We start from the raw sequence: 26,072 nt of genomic DNA, 5'->3' as shown, positions 1-26,072 counted from the left end.
GAATCGCGCAACAAAACCCGGTGTGGTCCCGGCGCAGGCCGGGACGACACCGTCTTTGCTGTACGAGCGTACCGTCCCTACGGCCCGTAGAGTACGAGTTCCGTATCCGTGAGATCAGCCAGCCGCGGGCGGTGCGGACCTTTGAAATATTTGCGGCCACGCCGCTCGGTATAAATACCGACCAGGCCGGGGATGGGCTCGTTGGAATCGACGAAAACCGAGATCTTGCCCAGCCGCAACAGCAGCCGGCCGATACGGCCGGCACAGGCGGCGTATTCGGAAGCATTGCGACAGTAGATCAGCTGCATCGCCGGCGGCGCGATGAAACCGCGGCGGATGCGCACCGGTTGCAGGATGAAGGGGAAGACGCCCTTCGGCGTGCGGCAGACCAGGCTCAGGCAATTGTAGCGTGCATGCCGCGTCAGCAGCTCGGTCTCATCATCGGTGAGTCCCTCGATCTGCTTGGTATGCTGCGAGATGACCTCGATCTTGCTCCAGCGTGGTGCGCGCGACAGTGCCGGCACCGAGACGAACAGCCCGCGGCAATAGGCGCGAAAGCCCTGCGTCTCGATGAGCGGCCAGGTCCACGGCGCCGGGCTGATATTGAGGTAAGTGACGTGCTTGTGCCGCTGCGCGATCTTGGTCAGCAGCGGCGCGTAATTGCGGTAAGCCGGCTCGACATACCAGCTCGACAGATTGCACTGGATGGCGGTCTCCTCGCCATCCTTGCGCGTCGTGTAGATCAGCAGCAGCACGCCGACCGGTGCGCCGTCATTGTCGAGCATGTAGCCGAAGCGCGGATAGCCGTCCGGTACCGGCCGGAAAGCCTGTCGGCGCAGGCCCTGGATCCAGTAATTGCGCGAGCGGCCGACGAAGCCGCGCGTCAACAGGTCCGCGACCGCATCGACGTCGGCTTCAGTGATCTCGCGACATCGGACCTTGGTGTGGATCACGCTCGTCTTACCCGTGGAAATGGGAGGCCCCTTACCTTAGCGCCAGCCTTCGCCGTGAGCGTCAGCCGCGACTTGCGGCTGCATGCCAAGAATGTCCCGCACCTTGGCGGGCCAGGCGGAGAGATCGGTGCCGTGGGTGTGGAACATCGCGACCGCCAGGCGATCCATGCCGAAGGCGACGCAGCCGGTGTGCGCAGGCTCGCCATTGGCGTCCTGGATGCCCCAGGTCGTGCCGAAATGTTCGCGGTGATAGTTGAAGCTCATGCAGGCGGTCGGCTGCTCTTCCGAGCGGAGCGGAATCAGCAGCTCGAACTTCAGCTGCTGCTGCTTCTGGCTCACCGCCTTCATCTGGCCGACGCGGCCGAAGAAGGGATCGCTGGCATAGTCGACGCGGAAGGTCAGGCCGAGATCGGTCGCGATCGCCTGCGCGCGCACCATCCAGCGCTCGCGGAAGTCGGCGACGTCATCGGGGGTGCCGATGCAGACATATTCGCGCATCCGGAACGATTGCAGCCGGTCGAGATGTTTCGACGGCTCGCGACGGAAGCAGTCGGCCGCGACGTCGAAGCGCAGGCCGCCCTTCGGCAGCTGGCCGCGGCTCGCCGCGATCGGATAGACGGGATAGCAGGCCGCGGGCGACAGCACGAGGTCGGCCGGCGACAGCGACGAGGTCCAGTCGCCGCCGGCATCGAAGCGGCTCACCGCGGCGTTGATCTCGCGTTCGGTACCATGCAGGCCGCAGACGCAGCCGAGCAGGTTCGGGAAGCTCTTGAGGTAGCCGGACTTTTCCAGCTGGGCGCGGCTCATCACCGGCGGGAAGCGCATCACCTCGGTGCCGGCTTCGCGATTGCTCGTGATCAGTGCGGCGAGACGTTCAACAACGCCCTCATAAAGCGCGGTGCGGGCGTAGACGCCGTCCGACCCCATCGGGTGGAACAGCTTGTCGGCGAGATGATCGAGCGGATCCGTGGCCTGCGGTGCGGTCTCGGGCGAAACGGGGAGAACAGCAATGTTCATGTTCGACTTCCTGTTATCGGCAACTATTCTTGTTGGTCTCGAAAGCACGTCGGTCGCGAAGGCTTATTAGTCACGAAGGCTAGCCGGAATGCCGCTCATCAAGGTCGAGGTGGCGGCATTGGCCAGAATGCGGTCGTTGTTGATCATGATCGGCGACGACAGCACGTCGCGAAGATGGCGGCCCATCGTGAACTCGCCGTCGTTGCGATAGCCGGACAGACCCGCGGTGCGCATCGCATGCATCACGGTTTCGACCGCGAGCTCGGAGGCCTGCACCTTCAACAGCGTGATCGATGACTGGAAATCGAGCGAGCCGAGCGCGCGCTCGTCATGCTCCGCGCCGGCGAAGGCGTCGACATTGGCTGCGATCAGCGCGCGCAGTTTTGCGAGCGACATCTTCGCGGCGGTGAAGTGCGCAGCCGCCGGCGGCATCTGGCCACCGGAGCTGCGGGCCGCCTTGCGGACGAAGGCCTGCGCACGCGTGACCGAGGCCGCGGCAATGCCGGCCCAGGCGGACGACCAGCACAGATGCGCGAACGGCGTCATGGTCTGGGCGTGGATCTTGTCATAGGCTTCCGGGAAGACGCGGTCGGCGGGGCAATCAACCTTCAGCTCGAAGCCGGTCGAGCAGGTGCCGCGCATGCCGAGCGTTTCCCACCCCTGCGTCTGCTTCAGCGAATAATCGTCCTTGGCGAGCGCCAGCAGCACCTGGTCGGAAGCCGCGGCCTCGGTGGCGCGGCGGGCGATGGTGACGAGGCCGTCGGCCTGGGCGCCGTAGGAGATCACGGTGGCGTCGCGCACGAGCGAGACGGTGTCGCCGGCGTGGTCGACCGCGGCTGCGCTGGCGCGGATGTTGCCGCCGTTCTGGCCTTCGGTGGTGGAGGAGGCGAGCAGCCACTGGTCGCGGGCGACCCGGCGCATCATGGTCTCCATCCAGGGAATGCCGTGTCCGTGGCGGATCACGCAGGCGACCTTGGTCGTATGCATCGCGTAGATCATCGCAGTCGAGGCGCAGGCGCGCCCGAGCGTGTAGCAGATGTCGGTGACATCGTAGATCGAGGCGCCGAAGCCGCCGAACTCGACCGGGATCATGACGCCGAGCAGCTTCTGCTCGCGCGCGGTGTCGAAGGCCTTGTGGGGGAAGCGGGCGTCGCGATCGACGCCGTCAGCGTCGGCTGCCGCCACGGTGGCGGTGCGAGCCGCACGCTCGATCAAGGAAGGACCTTCGAAAAGACTCGCTTGCGTCTCGTCGACAGCCAGGACTGCTTCACGCACGTTCATGCTCGTCCGCCTCCGTTTCGCCGTTCGAAACCGCAGGCATCATTTGCGATGCCGTTCGCGATCATCCGACCATCTTTGCTTGTGATCTGAGGCTACGGATTTAATTCAAATTCGTCGATGAAATAGAGGGTAAACGAACCGCAATTCCGGACGAACAGTTAAGGGCCGGTTGTTTGCGTCGGCGAGAATCCCGGTGTCACGTTAGGGATTTGGAAGAAGCCCGAATTTCAGACAATCTGAGTCATCGTTTACTAAGAAACGCGAAGTAATGGTGCCGCCCATTGCGGGATCGGCCGGTCGTGCCCATCGTACCCGGCAACCGGCCGACCTTTTATGGACAGATGGAAATTTGCCAATGCAGGCTTTCGATACCGATTTGCGTAATCGCATCACCAAGCTGGTGAAGGGCATCCTCGCGCAGAATTCGCTCACCGCCGATGTTACGCCGTCGACGAAGCTCGTCGATGCCGGCTTGACCTCGATGGACATGGTGAATCTGATGCTGGGCGTCGAAGCCGAGTTCGACTTCACCATTCCGCAGACCGAGATCACGCCCGAGAATTTCCAGTCCGTCGAGACGCTGGAACGCATGGTCGCGATCCAGCTGCAGCCGGCGACCGCGGCTTAACTATTGGGGTCGTCCTGGCGAAAGCCAGGACCCATTACCCCAGAGAGCAGTTTGGCGCAGGCAAGTCGTTCGGGATTGGTACCGTTCTCAATCGATAGACCTCGCGGTATGGGTCCTGGCTTTCGCCAGGACGACACTGAATGTGCTGCCGGAGCTTTGGGCTCCTCACGCACCGTCGATACTCCCAGCCCCACCCATTTCCGTTCCAAAACCGCCGCAAAACTGGCATAGCTTAACCATGTCGCACGTAGCTGACAGGGTGGAGCAGGTATGACGCAGGCGGTATTGGGCATCATCGGCGGCTCCGGCATCTACGACCTGCCGGGACTCGAAGGCGCGCACGAAGAGGTGATCAGGAGCCCCTGGGGCGAGGCGTCGGCGCCGGTGCGGCGCGGCACCATCGCAGGCCTGCCGATCGTGTTCCTACCGCGCCACGACAAGGGCCACCGCCTGTCGCCCTCCGACATCAACTATCGCGCCAATATCGACGTGCTGAAGCGCGCCGGCGTCACCGACCTGATCTCGCTGTCGGCCTGCGGTTCCTTCAAGGAAGAGATGTCGCCCGGCACCTTCGTTCTCGTCGACCAGTTCGTCGACCGCACGCACAAGCGCGAGAGCTCGTTCTTCGGCAAGGGTTGCGTCGCACATGTCTCGATGGCGCATCCGGTCTCGCCGCGGCTGCGGATTCATTTGGCCGCTGCGGCCGAAGCCGAGGGCATCGCGATCGCGCGCGGCGGTACCTATGTCTGCATGGAGGGACCGCAATTCTCCACCTATGCGGAAAGCATGACGTACAAGACGCTGGGCTATTCCGTGATCGGCATGACCAACATGCCCGAAGCAAAACTCGCCCGCGAGGCCGAGATTTGCTACGCGACGGTCGCGATGGTGACGGATTTCGACTGCTGGCACCCCGATCATGATGCCGTCACTGTGCAGGACATCATCCGCGTGCTGACTTCCAACGCCGACAAGGCCAAGGCGCTGGTGGCGCGGCTGGCCAGGGAGTTTCCCCGTGAGCACGAGCCGTGCCCGATCGGCTCGGACCGTGCGCTCGACACCGCGCTGATCACCGCGCCCGAGGCGCGTGATCCCGAGCTTCTGAAGAAGCTCGATGCGGTGGCCGGGCGCATCCTGCGCGGTTGAGACGCAAGACAAGGACGAAAAGGCAGAATGCCATGAAGGTCGACGGTAAGCATTTCCGCAGCATCTGGCGCGAGCGCGACGGCTGGTCGGTCGGCGCGATCGACCAGCGCAGGCTGCCGCATGAGTTCGTTGTTGCGAAGCTGACCTCGTGCGAGGACGCCGCGGTCGCCATCCGCGACATGCTGGTGCGCGGCGCGCCGTTGATCGGTGCCACCGCGGCCTACGGCATGGCGCTGGCGATGCGCGAGGACGCGTCCGATGCGGGCTTGAAACGCGCCTACGATACGCTCGTGGTGACGCGGCCGACCGCGATCAATCTGAAATGGGCGCTGGACGAAATGCGCGCGGCGCTTGCGCCGATCGATCCGGTCGAGCGGGCGGAAGCCGCCTATGCGCGTGCCGACGAGATCGTCGAGCAGGACGTCGAGATCAACCGTGGCATTGCCGCCAACGGTCTCGCGCTGATCGAGGCGATCGTTGCGAAGAAGAGGCCGGGCGAGACGATCAACGTGCTGACCCATTGCAACGCCGGCTGGCTCGCCACCGTCGACTGGGGGACCGCAACCGCGCCGATCTATCTCGCGCAAGAACGCGGCATCAAGATCCATGTCTGGGTCGATGAGACCCGGCCGCGCAATCAGGGCGCGTCGCTGACCGCGTGGGAACTCGGCCATCACGGCGTGCCGCACACGGTGATCCCCGACAACACCGGTGGGCATCTGATGCAGCACGGCATGGTCGATCTCGCCATCGTCGGTACCGACCGCGTCGCCGCCAATGGCGACGTCTGCAACAAGATCGGCACCTATCTGAAGGCGCTCGCCGCGCATGACAACAACGTGCCGTTCTACGTTGCGCTGCCGTCGCCGACGATCGACTTCGCCGTCAATGACGGCATTCGCGACATCCCGATCGAGCAGCGTAGCGGGACGGAGGTCACGGAGATGACCGGCCGTACCGCGGACGGCAGGCTGGAGACCGTGCGCATCGTGCCGGAGGGATCACCGGTCGCGAACTACGGCTTCGACGTGACCCCGGCGCGGCTTGTCACTGGGCTCATCACCGAGCGTGGTGTGCTGAAGCCGGATCGTGCTTCGCTGGCGGCGGCGTTTCCGGAGCGGATCGCTGCTGCAGCAGAGTAGGCTCTCGTAGGGTGGGCAAAGGCGCGGAAGCGCCGTGCCGACCATCTGCCTGTGGTGGGCACGCTTCCGCTTTGCCCACCCCACGGCGCTACGCCTCGCAACAACGAGTTGCCTACCCCAGCTTCAACCCCGTCGCCGCCTCGAGCTCGGCGATCGCCTGCGCGCCGCTCGCGACCTTGATCGTGGTCATGCCCATCTCGCGCGCGGGCTTCAGATTGACGCCGAGGTCGTCGAGATAAACGCACTTCTTCGGATCGACCTTCAGCGTCTCGACCATCAGCTGGTAAATCCGAGGGTCCGGTTTGCGCAGGCCGATCTTGGCGGATTCGATGACGTGGTCGAACAGTACCATGACCTCGGCGACGTAGAGCGAACGCCCGGTCATGCTGCCGATGGCGTTGGCCGGCAAATTGTTGGTGATGCAGCCGGTCTTGAACCTGGCCTTGATGCGCTTCAGGGCCTCGACCATCTCAGGACGCAGATCGCCTTGAAGCAGCGGCAGCACCTCGCGGCCGCGCACTTCGGCGCCGAGTGCACGCGACTCCTCCGCGAACAGCTTGTCGAATGTGTCGACGTCGACCTCGGCGCGCTCGAACTTGGCCCAGGCGTTTTCCAGATGATTGGCGGCGTTGGTGCGTCGGATGATGTCGACGGGCAGGCCGCGCTCGGTCTCGAACCGCGAAAACGCCTCGAATGGCGAACTCGTCAACACGCCGCCAAAATCAAAGATCACAGCCTCGATCGTCACTATCCTGCCCTCGTCAATTCCTTTCCAAGAGGGCTAGCATGCGCTATCGGCAAGGGCCAGTCCGAAGCCGATGCTGACGCCAGAGCGTGTTCCCATGAAGAAGCTTGCAACTCTCATCGTATCCGCGCTGCTGCTCGCGACGCCCGCGCATGCGATCGTCGGCGGCGGCACGCCGCAGACCGATGGCGTCGCGCGTGCGGTCGTCACCATCGTGGGCTCGCGCGGCAATTTCTGCACCGGCAGCCTGATCGCACCCAAACTGGTGCTCACCGTCGCGCACTGTGTGCAGCCCGGCGCGGACTACAAGATCGTCGATCGCGGCGCGGACGGCGCGCCGCAACTGCTGAACGTGCGTACTGTCGCGATCCATCCAGGCTTCAACATGCAGGCGATGCTGGCGCATCGTGCCACCGCCGACGTGGCATTGCTGCAACTGGAAATTCCACTCAAGGGAAAATCGACAGTGTCGGTCGGCATGCCGAATATTCCAATCCAGGTTGGCAGCCGCTTCACCATCGCCGGTATCGGCGTCACCGTGCGCGGCGATGGCAAGAGCGGCGGCGCGATTCGCGTTGCCAGTCTCGCGGCCACTGGTCAGCCCGGCACGTTCCAGATCCGCCTGGTCGATCCCGTAACCAACGGTGTTCGCGACGGAATCGGTGCCTGCACCGGTGATTCCGGCGGCCCCGTGTTCGAAGACAAGCCGAATGGCGCCGTGCTTGTCGGCGTCATCAGCTGGTCGACGGGACCAAATGGTGCCGCCGGCTGCGGCGGATTGACGGGCGTCACGCCGCTGACGCTCTATCGCGACTGGATCTTGCAGACAGCGCGGAGCTGGGGCGCGGCGTTGTAGTTTGATCGCGACTTGATCTATGTCATTTTGCTGAGGAAGCGCGGTTGGCAACCATGCCCGTCGCGGAGGAAACGCGTCGTCCGATCAAGGGCGGCCACAAAAACAAGCAAGGCATAGAAACAACAATGAATGTCGCTGTTCGCAGTCACGCCACCACCAAACAGGTTTCGGAACATTTCGACGTGCTGATCGTCGGCGCCGGCATCTCCGGCATCGGCAGCGCCTACCATATCGAGAAGCAGCTTCCGGGCACGAGCTATGTCATCCTGGAAACGCAGGCGACGTTCGGCGGCACCTGGAGCACCCATCGCTATCCCGGCATCCGCTCCGACAGCGACCTCCACACCTTCGGCTACAGCTTCAAGCCCTGGGTCGGATCGCCGATCGCGACGGCCGAGGAGATCCTCGCCTACATGAACGAGGTGATCGACGACAACGATATCGCTCGCCATATCCGCTACAAGCACAAGATCAATTCGGCGAGCTGGTCGAGCGAACAGAACCTCTGGACCATCGAGGCGGTGACGACCGATACCGGCGAAGCCCGGATCTTCACCGCGAACTTCCTCTGGATGTGCCAAGGCTATTACCGCCATTCGGAAGGCTACACGCCGGAATGGAAGGGCATGGATCGCTTCAAGGGTCGCATCGTCCATCCGCAGACCTGGCCTGACGACATCGATCTCAAGGCCAAGAAGGTCATCGTCATCGGCTCGGGCGCGACGGCTGCGACATTGGTGCCGAACATCGCGGACGAATGCGCGCATGTCACCATGCTCCAGCGCTCGCCGACCTATTTCCGCCTGGGGCGCAATGCGATCGAGATCGCCGAGGAATTGCGCCGGCTTCAGGTCGACGAGGCCTGGATTCACGAGATCGTCCGCCGCAAGATTCTGTTCGAGCAGGATGCATTTACAAAACTCTGCCTGTCGAAGCCGGAGCAGGTGAAGAAGGAGCTGATCGGCCAGATCAGCGCCGTGCTCGGCGCGGACTACGACGTCGAGACGCATTTCACGCCGAGTTATCGTCCGTGGCGGCAGCGTATCGCCTTCGTGCCCGATGCGGACCTCTTCAAGGGCATTGCCAGCGGCAAGGCCTCGGTCGTCACCGACGAGATCGAATGCTTCGTCGAGAACGGCATCCAGCTCAAATCCGGCAAGCTGCTGGAGGCCGATGTCATCGTCACCGCGACCGGCTTCAACCTGTCGGCGCTCGGCGACATCGCCTTCGAGATCGACGGCAAGCCGCTGGCTTTCGGCGACACCGTCACCTATCGCGGCATGATGTTCACAGGCGTGCCGAACCTGGTCTGGGTGTTCGGCTATTTCCGCGCGAGCTGGACCCTGCGTGTGGATCTCGTCGCTGATTTCGTCTGCCGGCTGCTCGGCCACATGAAGGCGAAGGGCAGCAAGAAGGTCGAGGTGGCCTTGCGCGCCGAAGACCACAACATGCCGATCCTGCCCTGGATCGATCCGGAAAACTTCAACCCCGGCTACATCACGCGCCATATGAACCTGTTGCCCAAGCGCGGCGACAAGCCGGAATGGCAGCACAGCCAGGATTACTGGACCGAGAAGGACGAGATCCCGAAGACGGATCTGGACGACAAGGCGTTCGTGTACGGGTGAAGGGGGAGCGTTCGCGTCATACCCTCCGATGTCGTCCTGGCGAAAGCCAGGACCCATTACCCCAGGGAGCAGTTGTCGCGCGGCGCTGGTAACCACAAGTCTTCGCCAAACCGCTCCCTGTGGTAATGGGTCCTGGATCTGCGCTTCGCTTGTCCAGGACGACACCGTTAGCTCAGTACGCGGCGACCCAACTCACCCGCAGTCCCTCACGAATTCCTCCGCGTCGCATTCGTGGCAATCGCCGCCGCCGCTGTCCGGTTCTCCACGCCGAGCTTCGCGTAGATCTGCTCCAGATGCTTATCGACGGTGCGCGGGCTCAATCCCAGGATCTGTGCGATGTCGCGATTGGTCTTGCCCTTGCTGAGCCAGGCCAGCACCTCACCCTCGCGGGTGGTGAGGCCGAGCTCGCTGGTGAACTCCGGCGGCAGCGCGGTGCCCGACTCCTTGGACAGCCGCAGCAGGAACTCGTTCGGCGCGGTCTCGCCCATGTAATAGAAGCGAAGCTGCGGATTGTCGGGCAGTGAAGCGGCTTGCGACTTCGCGCTGCCCTTGCCTTTCGCCTGCTCCAGCCATTGCAGCAGGGACGGCGGCAGCACGAAGTCGTCGGCCTGGGCGCCGTGATGGTCGGCCAGCAGCTTTTGCGCCTGCGGCGTCGCCCACAGGATATGGCCCTGGCGGTTGACCGCGAACAGGAAGCGGCCGGAAACGTCGAGCGCGGTGCGCGCGCTCTGGGTCAGCCGCGCATTGCCGAGATGGACGCGGATGCGCGCCAGCATCTCCTCGATCACGATCGGCTTTGTCACGTAGTCGACGCCGCCGGCTTCCAGCCCGCGCACGATGTGCTCGGTCTCTGCGAGGCCCGTCATGAAGATCACGGGGACATTGGCCAGGCCCGCGTCGCGCTTGAGCCGCCGGCACGTCTCGAAGCCGTCCAGCCCGGGCATCACGGCGTCGAGCAGCACGATGTCGGGCGTGATCTGGTCGACGATGCGCATCGCGCTCGCGCCGTCGAGCGCGACCATTACCGTCATCCCGGCGCCGTCAAGCGCGTCGGTGAGCAGCCGCAGCGTTTCGGGAGAGTCGTCGACAACGAGCGCGACGTCGCGCTTTTTCGGCTCAATGCTCATAAGCATGCAGTGTTTTCAATGTTGTCATGTATTGGTCGAGATCGAAGCGATCGACCAGCGATCGCATCTCCGCGACGAAATCGGCATGCTCGGGGTGCTCGCTGCCGATCTCGTCCAGCTTCAGCTGAATCGCCTTGACGTAGCCGATCTGGCCGAGCCCGATCAGCGCCTCGATGTGTCGGACCGGCGGCCGCGAGCCGCCGTCCGGCCGCCACAGCGGCACGACGATGTCGTCGGAGCCGTATTGCCATTCGATCTTGAGCAACTGGCGAACGGTCTCCAGCAGCCGCGGAATGTCGATCGGCTTCATCAGATAGCCGTCGTGGAAGGGCTGTGCGAGCGGTGCGCCGTGCGCCTCCAGCGCGCTCGCCGACACCATCAGGATGCGGGCCTGGTGGTGGCCGTCGGCGCGCAACTGTTCCGCCACAGTCCAGCCGTCCATGCCCGGCATTGAGATGTCGAGCAGAAACAGGTCGGGCCGGCAATGCTGCGCCAGCGCGAGACAGCCCGGGCCGTCCGTGGCGCTCAGCAAGATGAAACCGAGCGGCGTCAGGACCTCACGCAGGAGATCGCGATGCACCGGGTCGTCGTCGGTGATGAGGATGGTCTTGCGTGCGCCATGATAGCCGGAGACCGGCGCCTCCACCGGCGCGATGCGCCTGGGGTTGCTGACCTCCGATAGCAGCATCTTCACCTTGAACGTACTGCCGCGCCCGACGGTGCTGGCAACCTTGATGTCGCCGCCCATCACGCCGGCCAGCAGCCGGCTGATGGTGAGCCCGAGGCCCGTACCCGTTTGCGGCTGCGAGACCCCGAGCGCGCCGCGCTCGAACGGCGCGAAAATGCGTTCGAGATCGTCGCCCTGGATGCCGGGTCCGGTGTCGATCACCTCGAACTCGGCGACCGGGCTGCGGTAATGTACGACGAACTGGACGCTGCCGGTCTGCGTGAACTTGATGGCATTGGAGAGGAGATTGATCAGCACCTGCCGCAGCCGCTTCTCGTCGGCATAGACCACCGTCGGCAATGTCGCCGGCCGCCGGAACACGAAGTCGATGCCTTTGGCACCGGCCTGGAGACGGAACATGCCGACGAGCTGATCGAGGAACTCACTCAGGCGGACCTCGTCACGGGAGAGATAAAGCCGTCCCGCCTCGATCTTGGAGATATCCAGAATACCGTCGATCAAGCCGGAGAGATGATCGGCGCTGCGGCGGACGACGCGGACCTGATCGCGCGGCTTGGTGTTGAGCGTCGCATCTTGCTCGAGCAGTTGCGCGTAGCCGCTGATCGCGTTCAGTGGCGAGCGCAGCTCATGGCTCAGCCCCACCACATAGCGGCTCTTGGCGAGATTGGCGGACTCGGCAACTTCCTTGGCGCGCTGGAGCTCGGCATCGGTGCGCTTGTGCGCGTCGATCTCCTGGATCAGCAGCGCCGTCTGCCGCCGTGTCTCTGCCTCGGCCGCGCGGCGGCTCTGCTGCGCCAGCACGAACAGCCAGGCGACCACGCCTATGATGATGCTGAGCGAGAAGAACACCTTCCACAGCACGTTGGAGACGAGCGCATTCTCGCCATGCACGCTCGCCGAGGTCTGCAGATAGATCAACCCAAGCACCAGTGCGACGAGGCCGGCGGAGACCACGAACACGCCGATATAGTGCCCGAACTGCGAATTGATGCGCGCGTAGATCGGTTGCGGCAGGATCTTGCCGAGCGCGTCCGAGAATTGCACCTGCGCCCGCGCATGCGGTTTGCAGAGGTCGTGGCAGCGTGCATCGAGCGAGCAACACAGGGAGCAGATCGGGCCGGCGTAAGCGGGGCAGGACGTCATGTCCTCCGGCTCGAAACTGTGCTCGCAGATACAGCACTGGATCGCCTCGATGGTGGCCCAGCTCCGCTTCGGCTTGCGTGCGATATAGAATTTGCCGTCGGTCAGCCACGCGATGATCGGCGCGGTGACGAAGGCCACCGTCAGCGCGACGAAGGCGGCGAGCGCCTTCATGGTCGGGCCGAACAGGCCGTAGAACGCTGCGATCGAGACGATGATCGCGAGTGTCATCGCGCCGACGCCGACCGGGTTGATGTCGTAGAGATGCGCCCGCTTGAATTCCATTTGCGGCGGACGAAGCCCGAGCGGCTTGTTGATCACGAGGTCGGATACCAGCGCGCCGACCCAGGCAATCGCGACGTTGGAGTAGAGCGCGAGCGTCTGTTCCAGCGCCTTGTAGACGCCGATCTCCATCAGCAGCAGCGCCACCATCACGTTGAACACCAGCCAGACCACACGCCCGGGATGACTGTGTGTCAGGCGCGAGAAGAAGTTCGACCAGGCGATCGAGCCGGCATAGGCGTTGGTGACGTTGATCTTGATCTGCGACAGCACCACGAAGAAGCCGGTCAGCGCCAGCGCGAGGTCCGGGTCCGACAGCACGTAGCGAAAGGCCACGAGATACATGTGGGCGGGCTCGGCCGCCTCTTCGGGCGGCACGCCGTGGCTCAGCGCGAAGAAGGCGAGGAACGAGCCGGCCAGCAGCTTCAGCGCACCGAGCACGATCCACCCCGGCCCGGCGCTCATCAGGGCGATCCACCACGACGCCCTGGAGGTGCGGCGGTCGCGCGGCAAAAATCGCAGGAAGTCGACCTGCTCGCCGATCTGCGCCACCAGCGAGAACACCACGGAGGACGCGACACCGAACAGCAGCAGATCGAAATGGCCGCCGAGGTCGCCGTGCTCGCCGGCGAATTTGTGCCATTCCGTGAAGGAGTGCGGGCTGGCCCACGCGATCGCGGCGAAGGGCAGGATGTGCAGGACGATCCAGAGCGGCTGCGTCCAGAGCTGGAAGCGGCTGATCAGCGTGATGCCGTAGGTCACGAGCGGGATGATCGCGACGGCGCTGATGAGGTAGCCGATCGGACGGGGGATCCCTAAGCACATCTCCAGCGCGGTCGCCAGGATCACCGCCTCGACTGCAAAAAAGATGAACGTGAAGGAGGCGTAGATCAGCGAGGTGACGGTTGAGCCGATATAGCCGAAACCCGCACCGCGTGTGAGCAGGTCAATGTCGATGCCGCATTTGGCTGCATAATAGGCAATCGGCACGCCGCAGAAGAAGATGATGGTGGAGACGACGAGGATCGCGGCGGCGGCGTTGGTGACGCCGTAATTGAGGGTGATGGTGCCGCCGATCGCCTCCAGCACCAGGAAGGAGATCGCACCGATCGCGGTGTTGGCGACGCGCGCGGCGGACCAGCGTCGCGCGCTCTTGGCGGTGAAGCGCAGCGCGTAGTCTTCCAGCGTCTGGTTGGCGACCCATTGATTGTACTGGCGCCTGACGCGGTCTATTCGCTGCCGCCCTGCCACTTACACCCCACTCCCGAACTCGTCCGAACCTCTCGCGACCTCGCAAATCCCGTACCAAAAGCCTACGTCGGTATTTTGCGGTGCAGTATACGCGATCTTGCGTATGCTTGCGGTGCACAAATTCGAGCCATCCTCACGGCACCAATCGCGTGTCCTCGAACAAACAGTGGGGTGCTCATGTCAGACGAAACCAACAAGGGCCTGTTGTCGCCGCTCCGGCGCAAACTATTGATGGGAATGGCGGCCGTCCCGGCTATCACGATGCTGCCGCGGGCGTCCTTCGCGCAGACCCCGGCGACCTCGGCGGTCAACACCACCGGCCTCGCAGTCACCGACACCGAGGTGACGGTCGGCATCCTGCACTCGGCGACCGGCACCATGGCCATCTCCGAAACCGGCTCGATCGAAGCCGAAAAGCTCGCCATCGAGCAGATCAATGCCGCCGGCGGCGTGCTCGGTCGCAAGATCAAGTTCATCCAGGAAGACGGCGCCAGCGACTGGCCGACCTTCGCCGAGAAGGCCAAGAAGCTGCTCGTCAACGACAAGGTCGCGGCGATCATGGGCTGCTGGACCTCGGCCTCGCGCAAGGCGGTGCTGCCGGTCGTCGAGCAGTATAACGGCATGCTCTATTATCCGACCTTCTATGAAGGCCTCGAGCAGTCCAAGAACGTGATCTACACCGGCCAGGAAGCGACCCAGCAGATTCTCGCCGGCCTGAACTGGATCGCCAAGGAGAAGGGCGCGAAGACGTTCTTCTTCATCGGCTCCGACTACATCTGGCCGCGCACCTCCAACAAGATCGCGCGCAAGCACGTCGAGAACGTGCTGAAGGGCAAGGTCGTTGGCGAGGAATATTATCCGCTCGGCAACACCCAGTTCAATTCGGTCATCAACAAGATCAAGCTGACCAAGCCCGACGTGATCTTCACCGACGTCGTCGGCGGCTCCAACGTCGCCTTCTACAAGCAGCTCAAGGCCGCCGGCATCGATCTTGCCAAGCAGGCGTTGCTGACGATCTCGGTCACCGAGGACGAAATCGACGGCATCGGCGGTGAGAACATCGCGGGCGCCTATGCCTGCATGAAGTACTTCCAGTCGCTCGACAATCCGAACAACAAGGCCTTCGTGCCCGCGTTCAAGAAGATGTGGGGCGAGAAGACCGTGATCGGAGACGTCACCCAGGCTGCCTATCTCGGCCCGTGGCTGTGGAAGTTGACGGTTGAGAAGGCCGGCTCCTTCGACGTCGACAAGATCGCGGCGGCATCGCCCGGCGTCGAGTTCAAGGGCGCGCCGGAAGGCTATGTGCGCATCCACGAAAACCATCACCTCTGGTCGAAGACCCGCGTGGGACGCGCCAAGCTCGATGGTCAGTTCGAGTTGATCTACGAGACCGCCGATCTCGTCGAGCCGGATCCGTTCCCGAAGGGCTACCAGTAAGAAGCGCGGCGATCGCCGCTCTCTCCGTAAAGCTCAAGCCTCTCCCTGGCGTGGATTGCAACTCCACGCCCAAGACCCCCGCGTCGCGAATTCGCTCGCGACGCGGGACCTCATCCCTGACGGAGGACATCGATGTTCGGCGACTACTCGCTTGGTGACCTTGGCTCCATCTTCGTCATGCAGGGCTTTGCAGGACTGATCCTGTTCTCTGTCTATGTGCTGATGGCGCTCGGTCTTGCGATCATCTTCGGCCAGATGGGCGTCATCAACATGGCCCATGGCGAGTTCATGATCCTCGGGGCCTACGTCACCTGGATGACCTCGAATTTTTTCCAGACCTATTTGCCGAGCCTGTTCAGCGGCTACTTCTTCCTCGCAATGATCCTTGCCTTCGTCGCATCGGGTGCGCTGGGAATGCTAGTGGAATGGGTGCTGATACGGCACCTCTACAAGCGCCCGCTTGATACGCTGCTTGCGACCTGGGGCCTCAGCCTGATGCTGCAGCAGGCCTATCGCTCCGTGTTCGGCGCGCGTGAGGTCGGTGTCGAGTTGCCGCAATGGATGCTCGGCTCGTTGCACGTCACCGACAGCATCGAAGTCCCGATCAACGGCGTCTTCGTGATGTGCCTCACCGTGCTGATCACGATCGGCGTCGCCTATGTCATGTACAAGTCGCGCTGGGGACGCCAGGTGCGCGCGGTCGTGCAGAATCGCATCATGGCCGGCGCGGTCGGCATCAACACCGAAAAAGTCGACCGCTACACCTTCGGTCTCGGCTGCGGCATCGCCGGCGTCGCCGGCAGCGCCTTCACCATGATCGGCTCGACCGGTCCGACCTCCGGACAGCTCTACATCGTCGACACGTTCCTGGTGGTCGTGTTCGGCGGTGCCGCGAGCCTGATCGGTACCATCGCCTCGGCTTTCTCGATCTCGCAGACGCAATCCACCCTCGAGTTCTTCATGTCGGGCTCGATGGCCAAGGTGCTGACGCTGCTCGCCGTTGTCGGAATCCTGATGCTGCGGCCGCAAGGGCTGTTCGCCCTCAAGGTCCGCAAGTGAGAAATAGAGGCTGATGCAATGACCGACAATCGGTTCTTCAATCGATCGGAGCTCATCGGAATTCTGGTGCTCGCGGTCTTCCTGGTGGTGGTGCTGCCGCTCACGCTCGACGTCTTTCGGCTCAATCTGGTCGCGAAATATCTGACCTATGCCTTCGTCGCGCTCGGGCTGGTGATCTGCTGGGGCTATGGCGGCATTCTCAGCCTCGGGCAGGGCGTGTTCTTCGGTCTCGGCGGCTACTGCATGGCGATGTTCCTCAAGCTCGAGGCGTCGAGCGTGGAAAACACCAAGATCCAGTCGACCCCAGGCATTCCCGATTTCATGGACTGGAATCAGATCACGGCGCTGCCGCTGTTCTGGAAGCCCTTCAACAGCCTCACCTTTACCATCGCCGCCATCATCCTGGTGCCCGGCATCTTCGCCCTGATCATCGGTACCGCGATGTTCAAGCGCCGCGTCGGCGGCACCTATTTCGCGATCATCACCCAGGCGGTCGCGGCGATCCTCACCATCCTGATCGTGGGCCAGCAGGGCTACACAGGTGGCATCAACGGCATGACCGACCTGCGCACCTTGAAGGGTTGGGACATCCGGCCCGATCACGCCAAAGTCGTGCTGTACTTCTTCGAGGTCGGATGCCTGTTCGTCTGCATCATGATCGCGCAGTTCGTCCGACACTCCAAGCTCGGGCGTATTCTGGTGGCGATGCGTGAGAAGGAGGACCGGGTTCGCTTCTCCGGCTACAGCGTCGCGAACTTCAAGATCTTCGCCTTCTGCATCGCCGCCGTGTTCGCCGCGATCGGCGGCGCGATGTTCGCGCTCAATGTCGGCTTCATGTCGCCGTCCTTCGTCGGCATCGTGCCGTCGATCGAGATGGTGATCTACACAGCGGTCGGTGGCCGGTTGTCGATCCTCGGCGCCATCTACGGCACGCTGCTGGTCAATTTCGCCAAGACCAGCCTGTCGGAAACGTTCCCCGAATTATGGCTGTTCGGCCTCGGCGGCTTGTTCATCGCCGTTGTGCTCGCATTCCCGAACGGTCTTGCCGGGATCTGGGGCGACTATGTGCAGCCGCGCATCGATCGCCTGATCTCGTCGCGCAAACCCAAACCCGAAGGCTGGACCGACAGCTCGGTTGCCGACGGCGCCCCGGCGGAGTGAGGAGATCATCATGCTCGTAGGTCATCAGCCCAAGGAATTCCTGCTCGCTGTCGAAGCATTGACCGTCTCGTTCGACGGGTTCAAGGCGGTCAACGATCTCTCCTTCTACGTCGACGAGAACGAGATCCGCGTCATCATCGGCCCGAACGGCGCCGGCAAGACCACGGTGCTCGACCTGATCTGCGGCAAGACCAAAGCGACATCAGGCTCGATCCAGTTCCGCGGCAAGGAGCTGACGCGGATGAAGGAGAACGAGATCGTCAAGACCGGCGTCGGCCGCAAATTCCAGAACCCGTCGATCTACGACGATCTCACGGTGTTCGAGAATCTGGAGATCTCCTATCCGCGCGGACGTTCGGTGTTCGGTGCGCTGACCTTCACCCGCGACGCCGCCGTGCGCGACCGGGTACACGAGGTCGCCGAGATGATCTTCCTGAAGGATCGGCTGAACATGAGCGCCGACCTGCTCAGTCACGGCCAGAAGCAATGGCTCGAGATCGGCATGTTGCTGATCCAGGATCCGGACCTGCTGATGCTCGACGAGCCGGTCGCCGGCATGAGCGTGTCGGAGCGGACCAAGACCGCGGAGCTGCTCAACCGCATCATCAAGAATCGGTCGGTGCTGGTGATCGAGCACGACATGAAGTTCGTCGAGGACATCGCGCACAAGGTCACCGTGCTGCACCAGGGCCAGATCCTCTCCGAGGGGACGATGGAGAAGGTGCAGAACGATCCCAAGGTCATTGAAGTGTACCTCGGTCACTAGCGCATGATCCCGGAAAGTGGCGTCCGGTTTCCGGACAAGATCACGCGCAAGAAATAAGGAGCGGCGCATGTTGGCTATTTCGGATCTCCACGTCGCCTACGGCCAGAGCGAGGTGCTGCACGGGCTCAACGTCAAGGTCGCGCCCAACGAGATCGTTGCGATCATGGGCCGCAACGGCATGGGCAAGACCACGCTGATGAAATCGCTGATGGGCATCCTCCCGGCAAAAAGCGGCTCGGTGACCATGGATGGCGCCGAGCTCGGCGGCCTCCCGAGCTATGAACGCGTCGCCAAGGGCCTCGCTTACGTCCCCCAGGGCCGCATGATCTTCTCCACCATGACGGTGAAGGAGAACATCGAGACCGGGCTCGTCGTTTCCGGCGGCTCCGAGGTGCCAAACGATATCTACGAGCTGTTTCCGGTTCTGCTGGAGATGAAGGGCCGCCGTGGCGGCAATCTCTCCGGCGGTCAGCAACAGCAATTGGCGATCGCCCGCGCGCTCGCAACCAAACCGAAGGTGCTGCTGCTCGACGAGCCGACCGAAGGCATCCAGCCGTCGATCATCAAGGACATGGCGCGGACGCTCAAACGCATCCGCGACGAAAAGGGCCTGTCGATCGTCGTGTCCGAGCAGGTTCTGAGCTTCGCGCTCGATATCGCCGACCGCGTGCTGGTCATCGAGAACGGCGCGATCGTGCGCGATGACCCACGCGACAGCGTCGATGCCGCGCAGGTCTCGAAATATCTGTCCGTCTAACCAACCGTAGTAAAGGGGAGCATCTCGATGCCAGAGACACTGATCAAGGTCGATCTCACCAAGTCGGCTTACGAAAATGACATGGTGCACAACCGCTGGCACCCCGACATCCCGATCGTGGCCTGGGTCAATCCCGGCGACGATTTCATCATCGAGACCTATGACTGGACCGGCGGCTTCATCAAGAACAACGATTCCGCCGATGACGTGCGCGACATCGACCTGTCGATCGTGCACTTCCTCTCCGGTCCGATCGGCGTCAAGGGCGCCGAGCCTGGCGATCTCCTGGTGGTTGACCTGCTCGACGTCGGTCCGATGAAGGAGAGCCTCTGGGGTTTCAACGGCTTCTTCTCCAAGCAGAACGGCGGCGGCTTCCTCACCGACCACTTCCCGCTGGCGCAGAAGTCGATCTGGGACATCAATGGCCTCTACACCTCGTCGCGCCACGTGCCCGGCGTGAACTTCGCGGGTCTCATCCATCCCGGCCTGATCGGCTGCCTGCCCGATCCGAAGATGCTGGAGACCTGGAACAAACGCGAGGCCGAGCTGATCTCGACCAACCCGACCCGTGTGCCCGGCCTTGCGAATCCCCCATTTGCGGCGACCGCGCATGGCGGCCGCGCCAAGGGCGATGTGAAAGCCAAGATCGGCGCGGAAGGCGCGCGCACCGTGCCGCCGCGCGAGCATGGCGGCAATTGCGACATCAAGGATCTCTCCCGCGGCTCAAAAATCTACTTCCCGGTCTATGTGCCCGGCGCCGGTCTCTCGATGGGCGATCTGCATTTCAGCCAGGGCGACGGCGAGATCACCTTCTGCGGCGCGATCGAGATGGCCGGCTGGCTGCATCTCAAGGTCGAGGTGATCAAGGACGGCATGTCGAAATACGGCATCAAGAATCCGATCTTCAAGCCGTCACCGATCACGCCGAACTACAAGGACTATCTGATCTTCGAAGGCATCTCGGTCGACGAGGCCGGCAAGCAGCACTATCTCGACGTCCACATCGCCTATCGACAGGCCTGCCTCAATGCCATCGAGTATCTGAAGAAGTTCGGCTATTCCGGTGCCCAGGCCTATTCGATCCTCGGCACCGCGCCGTGCCAGGGCCACATCTCCGGCGTGGTCGACGTGCCCAATGCCTGCGCCACGCTGTGGTTGCCGACCGAGATCTTCGACTTCGACGTGATGCCGTCGGCCGCCGGTCCCATCAAGCACATCACCGGTGATATCCAGATGCCGATCTCGCCGGACAAATGATCCCTGCGTGACGGGATGCGGGACGGCGCTGCTTCGTCGCCCCGCATCCGCCGCGAGGCGTTCTCTCACAGGCAATAGCGTAGGGATGATGCGATGCCGGTCTATGAATATCTCTGTGACGATTGCGGGCCGTTCAAGGATCTGCGCCCGATGGCGGAATGCGACGATCCGCAGGACTGCCCGCATTGCGAAGTCTCATCGCCGCGCGTGATCCTGACCGCGCCGAATTTCTTCTGCATGCCGGCCGACAAGCGCAAGGCGCACGCCGTCAACGAGCGCAGTTCACACGCGCCGCAGACGCTAGCGCAATACAAGGCCTCGCACGGCCCGGGTTGCGGTTGCTGCTCCTCGGGCAAGACCGTGAAGGACAAGGGCGGGACCGACAGGAAGAAGCCGGCGCGGCTGGTGACCAAGACGAAGAGCGGCGCCAAGGGGTTCCCGACGGCGCGGCCCTGGATGATCAGCCACTGACTTTCGCGACAATCTCAAACAAATAAAAGACAGGAGCGGCCCCAATGCTTCACGGCGATATTTCCAGCAGCAACGACACCGTCGGCGTCGCAGTGGTGAACTACAAGATGCCCCGCCTGCACACCAAGGCCGAGGTGCTCGACAACGCTCGCAAGATCGCCGACATGCTGGTGGGCATGAAGGCCGGCCTGCCCGGCATGGACCTGGTGATCTTCCCGGAATATTCCACGCAAGGCATCATGTACGACTCCAAGGAGATGTACGAGACGGCCTCCGCCGTGCCTGGTGAAGAGACCGCGATTTTCGCCGAAGCTTGCCGCAAGGCCAAGGTGTGGGGCGTGTTCTCGCTGACCGGCGAGCGCCACGAGGAGCATCCGCACAAGGCGCCCTACAACACCCTGATCCTGATGAACGACAAGGGTGAGATCGTGCAGAAGTATCGCAAGATCATGCCGTGGGTGCCGATCGAGGGCTGGTATCCCGGCAATTGCACCTATGTCTCCGAAGGCCCGAAGGGGATGAAGGTCAGCCTGATCATCTGCGACGACGGCAACTTTCCGGAGATCTGGCGCGATTGCGCCATGAAGGGCGCGGAACTGATCGTGCGCTGCCAGGGCTACATGTACCCGGCCAAGGAGCAGCAGGTTCTGATTTCAAAGGCGATGGCGTGGGCCAACAATGTCTATGTCGCGGTCGCCAATGCCGCCGGCTTCGACGGCGTCTATTCCTATTTCGGCCACTCCGCGATCATCGGCTTCGACGGCCGCACGCTCGGCGAGTGCGGTGAGGAGGAGTACGGCATCCAATATGCCCAGCTCTCGAAGCATCTGATCCGCGATGCCCGCCGCAACGGCCAGTCGCAGAACCATCTCTACAAGCTGGTCCACCGTGGCTACACCGGCATGATCAATTCCGGTGAAAGCCCGCGCGGCGTCGCAGCCTGCCCCTATGATTTCTACAAGAACTGGATCGCCGATCCGGAAGGCACCCGCGACATGGTCGAGGCGATGACGCGCTCGACTGCGGGCACAGCCGAATGTCCGATCGACGGCATCCCGAACGAGGCTGCGCCGAGCAATTATTAAGTTGCTCCAGCTTAGGGATGTGAATGGCCGTACACATAGGCGGTCATTCCGACGCAGTTTCGTGTGCGCGGATTGGGAGCTGATCGTGTCAAAACGTGGCCCGGTTGCAACAACACGTGTCGAATCTGCTTAAGTTGCGGCGTCAGAGGCGGATTCTGACCCACCCGTAGTTCTACTGGCCACCCCCATGTTTTAGGTTCCCCACGGCGCCGCTGAGAGCGCCGTGAATGAGGGGCTGAAGGTGGGGGCTGGGTTGCCATCGAGCGGGCAGGGTTGCGCGCGCCGGAGCATTGCCGCGATTGGCGCGGCACTCTGGTTCGGTCTTGCCATGAGCGTGGCCGTTGTGGTGACCCCCGCGTCCGCCCAGCAGATCTTCAACGGATCGCAGACCACACCCAACGGTTCGGTCAACGGCGGCGGTGGCGTGTGGGACAACACCACGACCAACTGGACCGATTTCTTCGGCTCGACCAGCACGGCCTATGATCCCGCATCGGCCGGCACGCTGTTCGGCAGCAGCGGTCCCTCGACGCCGGCGACGGGCGGCACCGTGACCGTCACGCCGGGCGGCGTGCAGCTCACCAGCCTCGTGGGCTTCGACCTCACCGCCGATGGCTCGATCTATACCATCCAGGGCGGTGACCTCAGGCTGGCCACGGGCGGCACCACCTTCTTCACCAATGATGTGACCGGTACCGGGGATCCCTCGGCCGTGATCGCGTCGCGCATCGTCGGTACCGGCGGCATCTCCGTACAGGGGCCCGGTTTCCTGACCTTGCTTGGCGCCAACACCTATACCGGCGATACGTTCATCTGCACCTGCGGCTCGCTGCAGCTTGGTGACGCGACCCATACCGCCAGCATCATCGGCGCCGTCACCAACGAGGGCTTCTTCAAGATCGTCAACGCCGACATTTCGGGTGTCACGTCGCTGTCGAACGCCTTCTCCGGCGTGACGATGTTTCTCAATGCGACGTCCGCCGGCACCATGGCGATCACCAACAACGGCCAGATCTATTTCGGTGATCCGACCGGGACCGGCACCCATACCGCGACGGCCGGACAGGCGACCATCACCAATGACGGCGGCTTGGTCGCCTTCTTTAGCCAGACCAATGCGGGCTCGGCCAGCATCACCAACCAGAACAGCGGCTCGACCGCGTTCATCGATCAGGCCTCGGCGGGCTCGGCGACCATCGTCAACAAGGATTTTGGCGGCACGACCTTCGGCGCCGTGCCGGGAAGCACGGCGACCGCCGCCAATGCCACGATCATCAACGAGGCCAACGGCATCACCGATTTCGGTGCGTTCTCGACGGCCGGCAATGCCACGATCATCACCAAGAGCGGCGGCCAGACCTCGTTCTTCGACAATTCGACCGGCGGCAACGCGCGTTTCATCACCAGCGGTACCGGCATCGTCGATTTCGGCGGTAGCGTCGGCTTGAACGGCGACGGCCGCGTCACTGCCGGATCGATCCAAGGCAGCGGCTTCTATTACATCGGTGGTGGCAACACGCTCGTTGTCGGCGGCAACAATCTGTCGACCGAAGTCAGCGGTGTCATCGGCGATTTCAATCCCTGCGGCTGCGGTCCCGCGGGATCAGGCTCGCTCGAAAAGGTCGGTAGCGGAACGCTGGTCCTCTCCGGCACGAATACCTACACCGGCACGACGACCGTGAATGGCGGCATCCTGCGCGTCGATGGCGACATCTCGCAATCGAGCCTGACCACGGTGAATGCTGGAGCCGCGCTGTATGGCGCCGGCATCGTCGGCAACACACTCATCGCCAACGGCGGCATTTATGCGCCCGGCGACGGCGGGCCAGGCTCGAGCATGCAGGTCCAGGGCGATCTCACCCTTCAGCCCGGCTCGGTCTATGTTGTGCAGGTGGGTAGCGGATCCAGCACGAGCCACGCGCTCGTAGCCGGCAATGTTTCGCTGAGCGGCACCGTCGGCGTCTCGCTGTATCCCGGCAGCATGGTGAAGAAGCACTACGCGATCATGGACTTCCTCGGCACTGCCACCGGTAATTTTACGAGCGTTGCCGCGCCGGGTGGCCTCATCGGCACGACGACCGTCGGATCGAACGAGGTCTTTCTCGATTTCACGCTGAACTACGGCGCGAAATACGCGCTCAACGTCAACCAGCAGAACGTTGCCACGACACTTCAGAACTTCTTCAACACCAATGGTGTCCTGCCAGCCGAATTCGCGGGTCTCGGTCCCGCCGGCCTCACGCAGGCCTCCGGTGAATCTGCAACGGGATCGCAGCAGACGACGTTCAATGCGATGAACCTGTTCATGAGCCTGTTGACCGACGTGTTCGGCTCGGGGCGCAGCGGCGAGAGCGGCGCGACGCCTTACGCCGGCGAGACCAGTGCGACTGCCTACGCCGCATCAGGCAAGCGCCCCAGCGACGCCTTCGCCTCGATCTACCGCAAGGCGCCACCGCCGACATTCGAGCAGCGCTGGGATGTCTGGGCGGCCGGCTACGGCGGCTCGCAGACCACCGACGGTCGCACGGCACTCGGCTCCAACAACACGACCAGCAGCGTCTACGGGACCGCGGTCGGCCTCGACTATCGCTTCTCGCCCTCGACGGTCGCGGGCTTCGCGCTCGCCGGCGGCGGCACCGGCTTCGGCGTCAACGGACTGGGCTGGGGCCACTCGGATCTGTTCCAGGCCGGCGCGTTCGTTCGCCACAATGCGGGGCCTGCCTATGTCACGGCCGCGCTGGCCTATGGCTGGCAGGATGTCACCACCAACCGCATCGTCACCGCGGCCGGCTCCGATCAGTTGCGGGCGCAATTCAATGCCAACGCCATTTCAAGCCGTATCGAGGGCGGCTATCGCCAGGCGACGCCGTGGATCGGGCTGACGCCCTATGCCGCGCTCCAGGCCACGATGTTCAGCCTGCCGAGCTATTCGGAATTCGCGGTGGTCGGCAACAACACCTTCGCGCTCAACTATGCCGCCAAGGACGTGACCAGCACCCGCACCGAGCTCGGCCTGCGCGCCGACAGATCGTTTGCCGCAGCCGGTGGCGTGCTGACGCTGCGCGGCCGCGCCGCCTGGGCGCATGATTTCAATCCGGATCGCACGATCGGCGCGGTGTTCCAGACGCTGCCGGGATCGGCCTTCGTCGTGAACGGTGCCGCACTGGCGCGCGACTCCGCGCTGACGACGGCGTCGATACAGATGAACTGGATGAACGGCTGGTCCGCGTCGGCCACCTTCGAGGGCGAGTTCTCGAACGTCACGCGCTCCTACGCCGGCAAGGGCGTCGTGCGCTACACCTGGTAGGCTCTATCGCTTCGGCTGCGTTGGTTTGCGCGGTGGACGCGGAGCGGCAGCAGGCGTAGGCGTCCCGCTCATCTTGTTGGCGGCTTCGCTGACGTCGAGCAGCGAGCGGCGCGTGTCCTCGAGGAAGCTTGCCGATTTCTTCTTCATGGTGTCGGCGAGTTCGTGCAGCCCTTTCACCTTTTCGAACAACTCGTCGGCCTTGCCGTCGACGAAGCCGGGCACCACGCCCTCGATCTTGGTGACCGCCTTGTCGAAGCCGGCAAACGCATTGTCGACCTTGAGCATCACCGCGTCGATCTCGTCGCCCTTGCCCCTGAGGTCGCCGGTATAGTTTTCGAACGTGCGCAGGCCGTCCTTGATCGCCGGCGCGTTGCTGACGATCGTGCGATCGACGCTATGCAGCGTGTCGACGATGGATTCGGCATCGCTGAGATCGGCGGTCAACACGGGAATGCCGTCCGAGTCCAGCGGTACCGGCGGCGCGGACGGGGCGCCGCCGATCAGTGAGACCGCAGCGACACCGGTGAGGCCCTGGAACTCGATGCCGGCGACCGTGTCCTTGCGGATCGGCGCGGTGTTGTCGAGCGACACCAGCGCGACGACCTTGCGCGGACTGTCCAGCTTGATCGACAGGATCTGGCCGGCGGGCACGCCGTCGAAATTGACCGGGCCGCCGCGGCGCAGGCCGCTCGCGGAACCGCCTTCGAACACGACGCGCAACTGGCTGCGGCTCTGGATGGCGCGCCATTTCTGCACACCGAGCAGGCCGCCGAACGCCACGGCGATCACCGCCAGCGTCGTCGTTCCGATCACCAGATTGCTCGCGCGTGCCATAGGGTAGCGATTTTACGACCAAAGCGGGGAAGTTGGAAGGAGCCCGGATGGTAC

21 protein-coding genes are annotated in these 26,072 nt (G+C 63.4%); 14 read left to right on the top strand and 7 right to left on the bottom strand.

The annotated features are described in order from the left end of the window. Window positions 1-77 precede the first annotated feature (77 nt). From QA645_RS42815 to QA645_RS42805, 3 genes are all read right to left on the bottom strand, one after another. On the bottom strand, window positions 78-953 hold the full coding sequence (locus QA645_RS42815) for an acyl-CoA acyltransferase (protein ID WP_254196052.1): 876 nt from the start codon (window positions 951-953) through the stop codon (window positions 78-80). A 36-nt stretch (window positions 954-989) separates the two neighbouring features. Beyond that, window positions 990-1,970 carry an amino acid--[acyl-carrier-protein] ligase gene (locus QA645_RS42810; RefSeq protein WP_283047191.1) on the bottom strand — a complete coding sequence of 327 codons (981 nt, stop codon included), beginning with the start codon at window positions 1,968-1,970 and terminating at the stop codon, window positions 990-992. A gap of 66 nt (window positions 1,971-2,036) precedes the next feature. After that, window positions 2,037-3,251, bottom strand: a complete 1,215-nt coding sequence (locus QA645_RS42805; RefSeq protein ID WP_254135079.1) for an acyl-CoA dehydrogenase family protein — start codon at window positions 3,249-3,251, stop codon at window positions 2,037-2,039. 355 nt (window positions 3,252-3,606) lie between these two features. Between QA645_RS42805 and QA645_RS42800 the strand changes: the two genes are divergently transcribed. The 3 genes from QA645_RS42800 to mtnA all read left to right on the top strand — a co-directional run bounded on the left by QA645_RS42800 (window position 3,607) and on the right by mtnA (window position 6,167). Continuing rightward, window positions 3,607-3,879, top strand: a complete 273-nt coding sequence (locus tag QA645_RS42800; RefSeq protein WP_283047188.1) for a phosphopantetheine-binding protein — start codon at window positions 3,607-3,609, stop codon at window positions 3,877-3,879. Window positions 3,880-4,149: 270 nt separating this feature from the next. Next, window positions 4,150-5,025: an S-methyl-5'-thioadenosine phosphorylase gene (locus tag QA645_RS42795; RefSeq protein ID WP_283047186.1), complete on the top strand. Its 876-nt coding sequence runs from the start codon at window positions 4,150-4,152 to the stop codon at window positions 5,023-5,025. A 32-nt stretch (window positions 5,026-5,057) separates the two neighbouring features. Next, window positions 5,058-6,167: an S-methyl-5-thioribose-1-phosphate isomerase gene (gene mtnA / locus QA645_RS42790; RefSeq protein ID WP_283047184.1), complete on the top strand. Its 1,110-nt coding sequence runs from the start codon at window positions 5,058-5,060 to the stop codon at window positions 6,165-6,167. A gap of 112 nt (window positions 6,168-6,279) precedes the next feature. On the opposite strand, the gene QA645_RS42785 is transcribed toward mtnA, so the two are convergent. After that, entirely contained in the window at window positions 6,280-6,915 is a 636-nt protein-coding gene (locus QA645_RS42785) for an HAD-IA family hydrolase (RefSeq protein WP_254135075.1), read from the bottom strand. Window positions 6,916-7,009: 94 nt separating this feature from the next. Between QA645_RS42785 and QA645_RS42780 the strand changes: the two genes are divergently transcribed. Both QA645_RS42780 and QA645_RS42775 read left to right on the top strand, forming a co-directional pair. Continuing rightward, the gene (locus QA645_RS42780) at window positions 7,010-7,768 is read left to right on the top strand and encodes a trypsin-like serine protease (RefSeq protein WP_254135074.1); all 759 of its coding nucleotides are present in this window, start codon (window positions 7,010-7,012) and stop codon (window positions 7,766-7,768) included. Window positions 7,769-7,893: 125 nt separating this feature from the next. Next, on the top strand, window positions 7,894-9,396 hold the full coding sequence (locus tag QA645_RS42775) for an NAD(P)/FAD-dependent oxidoreductase (protein ID WP_283047181.1): 1,503 nt from the start codon (window positions 7,894-7,896) through the stop codon (window positions 9,394-9,396). Window positions 9,397-9,602: 206 nt separating this feature from the next. Here QA645_RS42775 and QA645_RS42770 read toward each other — a convergent pair whose 3' ends face one another. After that, window positions 9,603-10,529, bottom strand: a complete 927-nt coding sequence (locus QA645_RS42770; protein WP_283047179.1) for a response regulator — start codon at window positions 10,527-10,529, stop codon at window positions 9,603-9,605. Further along, window positions 10,513-13,884 (bottom strand): ATP-binding protein, encoded by a 3,372-nt coding sequence (locus QA645_RS42765; protein WP_283047177.1) that lies wholly within the window; start codon window positions 13,882-13,884, stop codon window positions 10,513-10,515. The genes QA645_RS42770 and QA645_RS42765 overlap by 17 nt, the downstream gene beginning before the upstream one ends. 177 nt (window positions 13,885-14,061) lie before the next feature. Here QA645_RS42765 and urtA point away from each other — a divergent pair, with 177 nt between their 5' ends. The 9 genes from urtA (at window position 14,062) to QA645_RS42720 (ending at window position 25,184) form a co-directional block, all read left to right on the top strand. Then, complete coding sequence (gene urtA, locus QA645_RS42760; RefSeq protein WP_283047175.1) at window positions 14,062-15,321, top strand: urea ABC transporter substrate-binding protein; 1,260 nt, start codon at window positions 14,062-14,064, stop codon at window positions 15,319-15,321. 132 nt (window positions 15,322-15,453) lie between these two features. Next, entirely contained in the window at window positions 15,454-16,380 is a 927-nt protein-coding gene (gene urtB, locus QA645_RS42755) for an urea ABC transporter permease subunit UrtB (protein WP_283047173.1), read from the top strand. Window positions 16,381-16,398: 18 nt separating this feature from the next. Further along, entirely contained in the window at window positions 16,399-17,541 is a 1,143-nt protein-coding gene (gene urtC, locus QA645_RS42750) for an urea ABC transporter permease subunit UrtC (protein ID WP_254135068.1), read from the top strand. A gap of 10 nt (window positions 17,542-17,551) precedes the next feature. Next, window positions 17,552-18,307: an urea ABC transporter ATP-binding protein UrtD gene (gene urtD / locus QA645_RS42745; RefSeq protein WP_027531396.1), complete on the top strand. Its 756-nt coding sequence runs from the start codon at window positions 17,552-17,554 to the stop codon at window positions 18,305-18,307. A gap of 67 nt (window positions 18,308-18,374) precedes the next feature. After that, window positions 18,375-19,064, top strand: a complete 690-nt coding sequence (urtE, locus tag QA645_RS42740) for an urea ABC transporter ATP-binding subunit UrtE (protein ID WP_254135067.1) — start codon at window positions 18,375-18,377, stop codon at window positions 19,062-19,064. Window positions 19,065-19,091: 27 nt separating this feature from the next. Next, window positions 19,092-20,321 carry a formamidase gene (fmdA, locus tag QA645_RS42735; protein WP_283047168.1) on the top strand — a complete coding sequence of 410 codons (1,230 nt, stop codon included), beginning with the start codon at window positions 19,092-19,094 and terminating at the stop codon, window positions 20,319-20,321. Between the two features lie 93 nt (window positions 20,322-20,414). Then, window positions 20,415-20,792: a zinc ribbon domain-containing protein gene (locus QA645_RS42730; protein ID WP_283047166.1), complete on the top strand. Its 378-nt coding sequence runs from the start codon at window positions 20,415-20,417 to the stop codon at window positions 20,790-20,792. A 44-nt stretch (window positions 20,793-20,836) separates the two neighbouring features. Then, window positions 20,837-21,877, top strand: coding sequence for an aliphatic amidase (locus QA645_RS42725; protein WP_212241148.1), 1,041 nt, complete (start codon window positions 20,837-20,839; stop codon window positions 21,875-21,877). Window positions 21,878-22,205: 328 nt separating this feature from the next. Next, window positions 22,206-25,184 (top strand): autotransporter outer membrane beta-barrel domain-containing protein, encoded by a 2,979-nt coding sequence (locus QA645_RS42720; RefSeq protein WP_283047163.1) that lies wholly within the window; start codon window positions 22,206-22,208, stop codon window positions 25,182-25,184. A 3-nt stretch (window positions 25,185-25,187) separates the two neighbouring features. Here the strand turns inward: QA645_RS42720 and QA645_RS42715 are convergent, their stop codons facing one another. Continuing rightward, window positions 25,188-26,018 (bottom strand): MlaD family protein, encoded by an 831-nt coding sequence (locus QA645_RS42715; RefSeq protein ID WP_254196043.1) that lies wholly within the window; start codon window positions 26,016-26,018, stop codon window positions 25,188-25,190. Between the last annotated feature and the right edge of the window lie 54 nt (window positions 26,019-26,072).

Origin of the sequence: Bradyrhizobium sp. CIAT3101, assembly GCF_029714945.1 — a bacterium.
Lineage (GTDB): Bacteria > Pseudomonadota > Alphaproteobacteria > Rhizobiales > Xanthobacteraceae > Bradyrhizobium.
The sequence above is the reverse complement of the archived record's forward strand: the minus strand, read 5'-3'. Positions and strand labels throughout refer to the sequence as shown.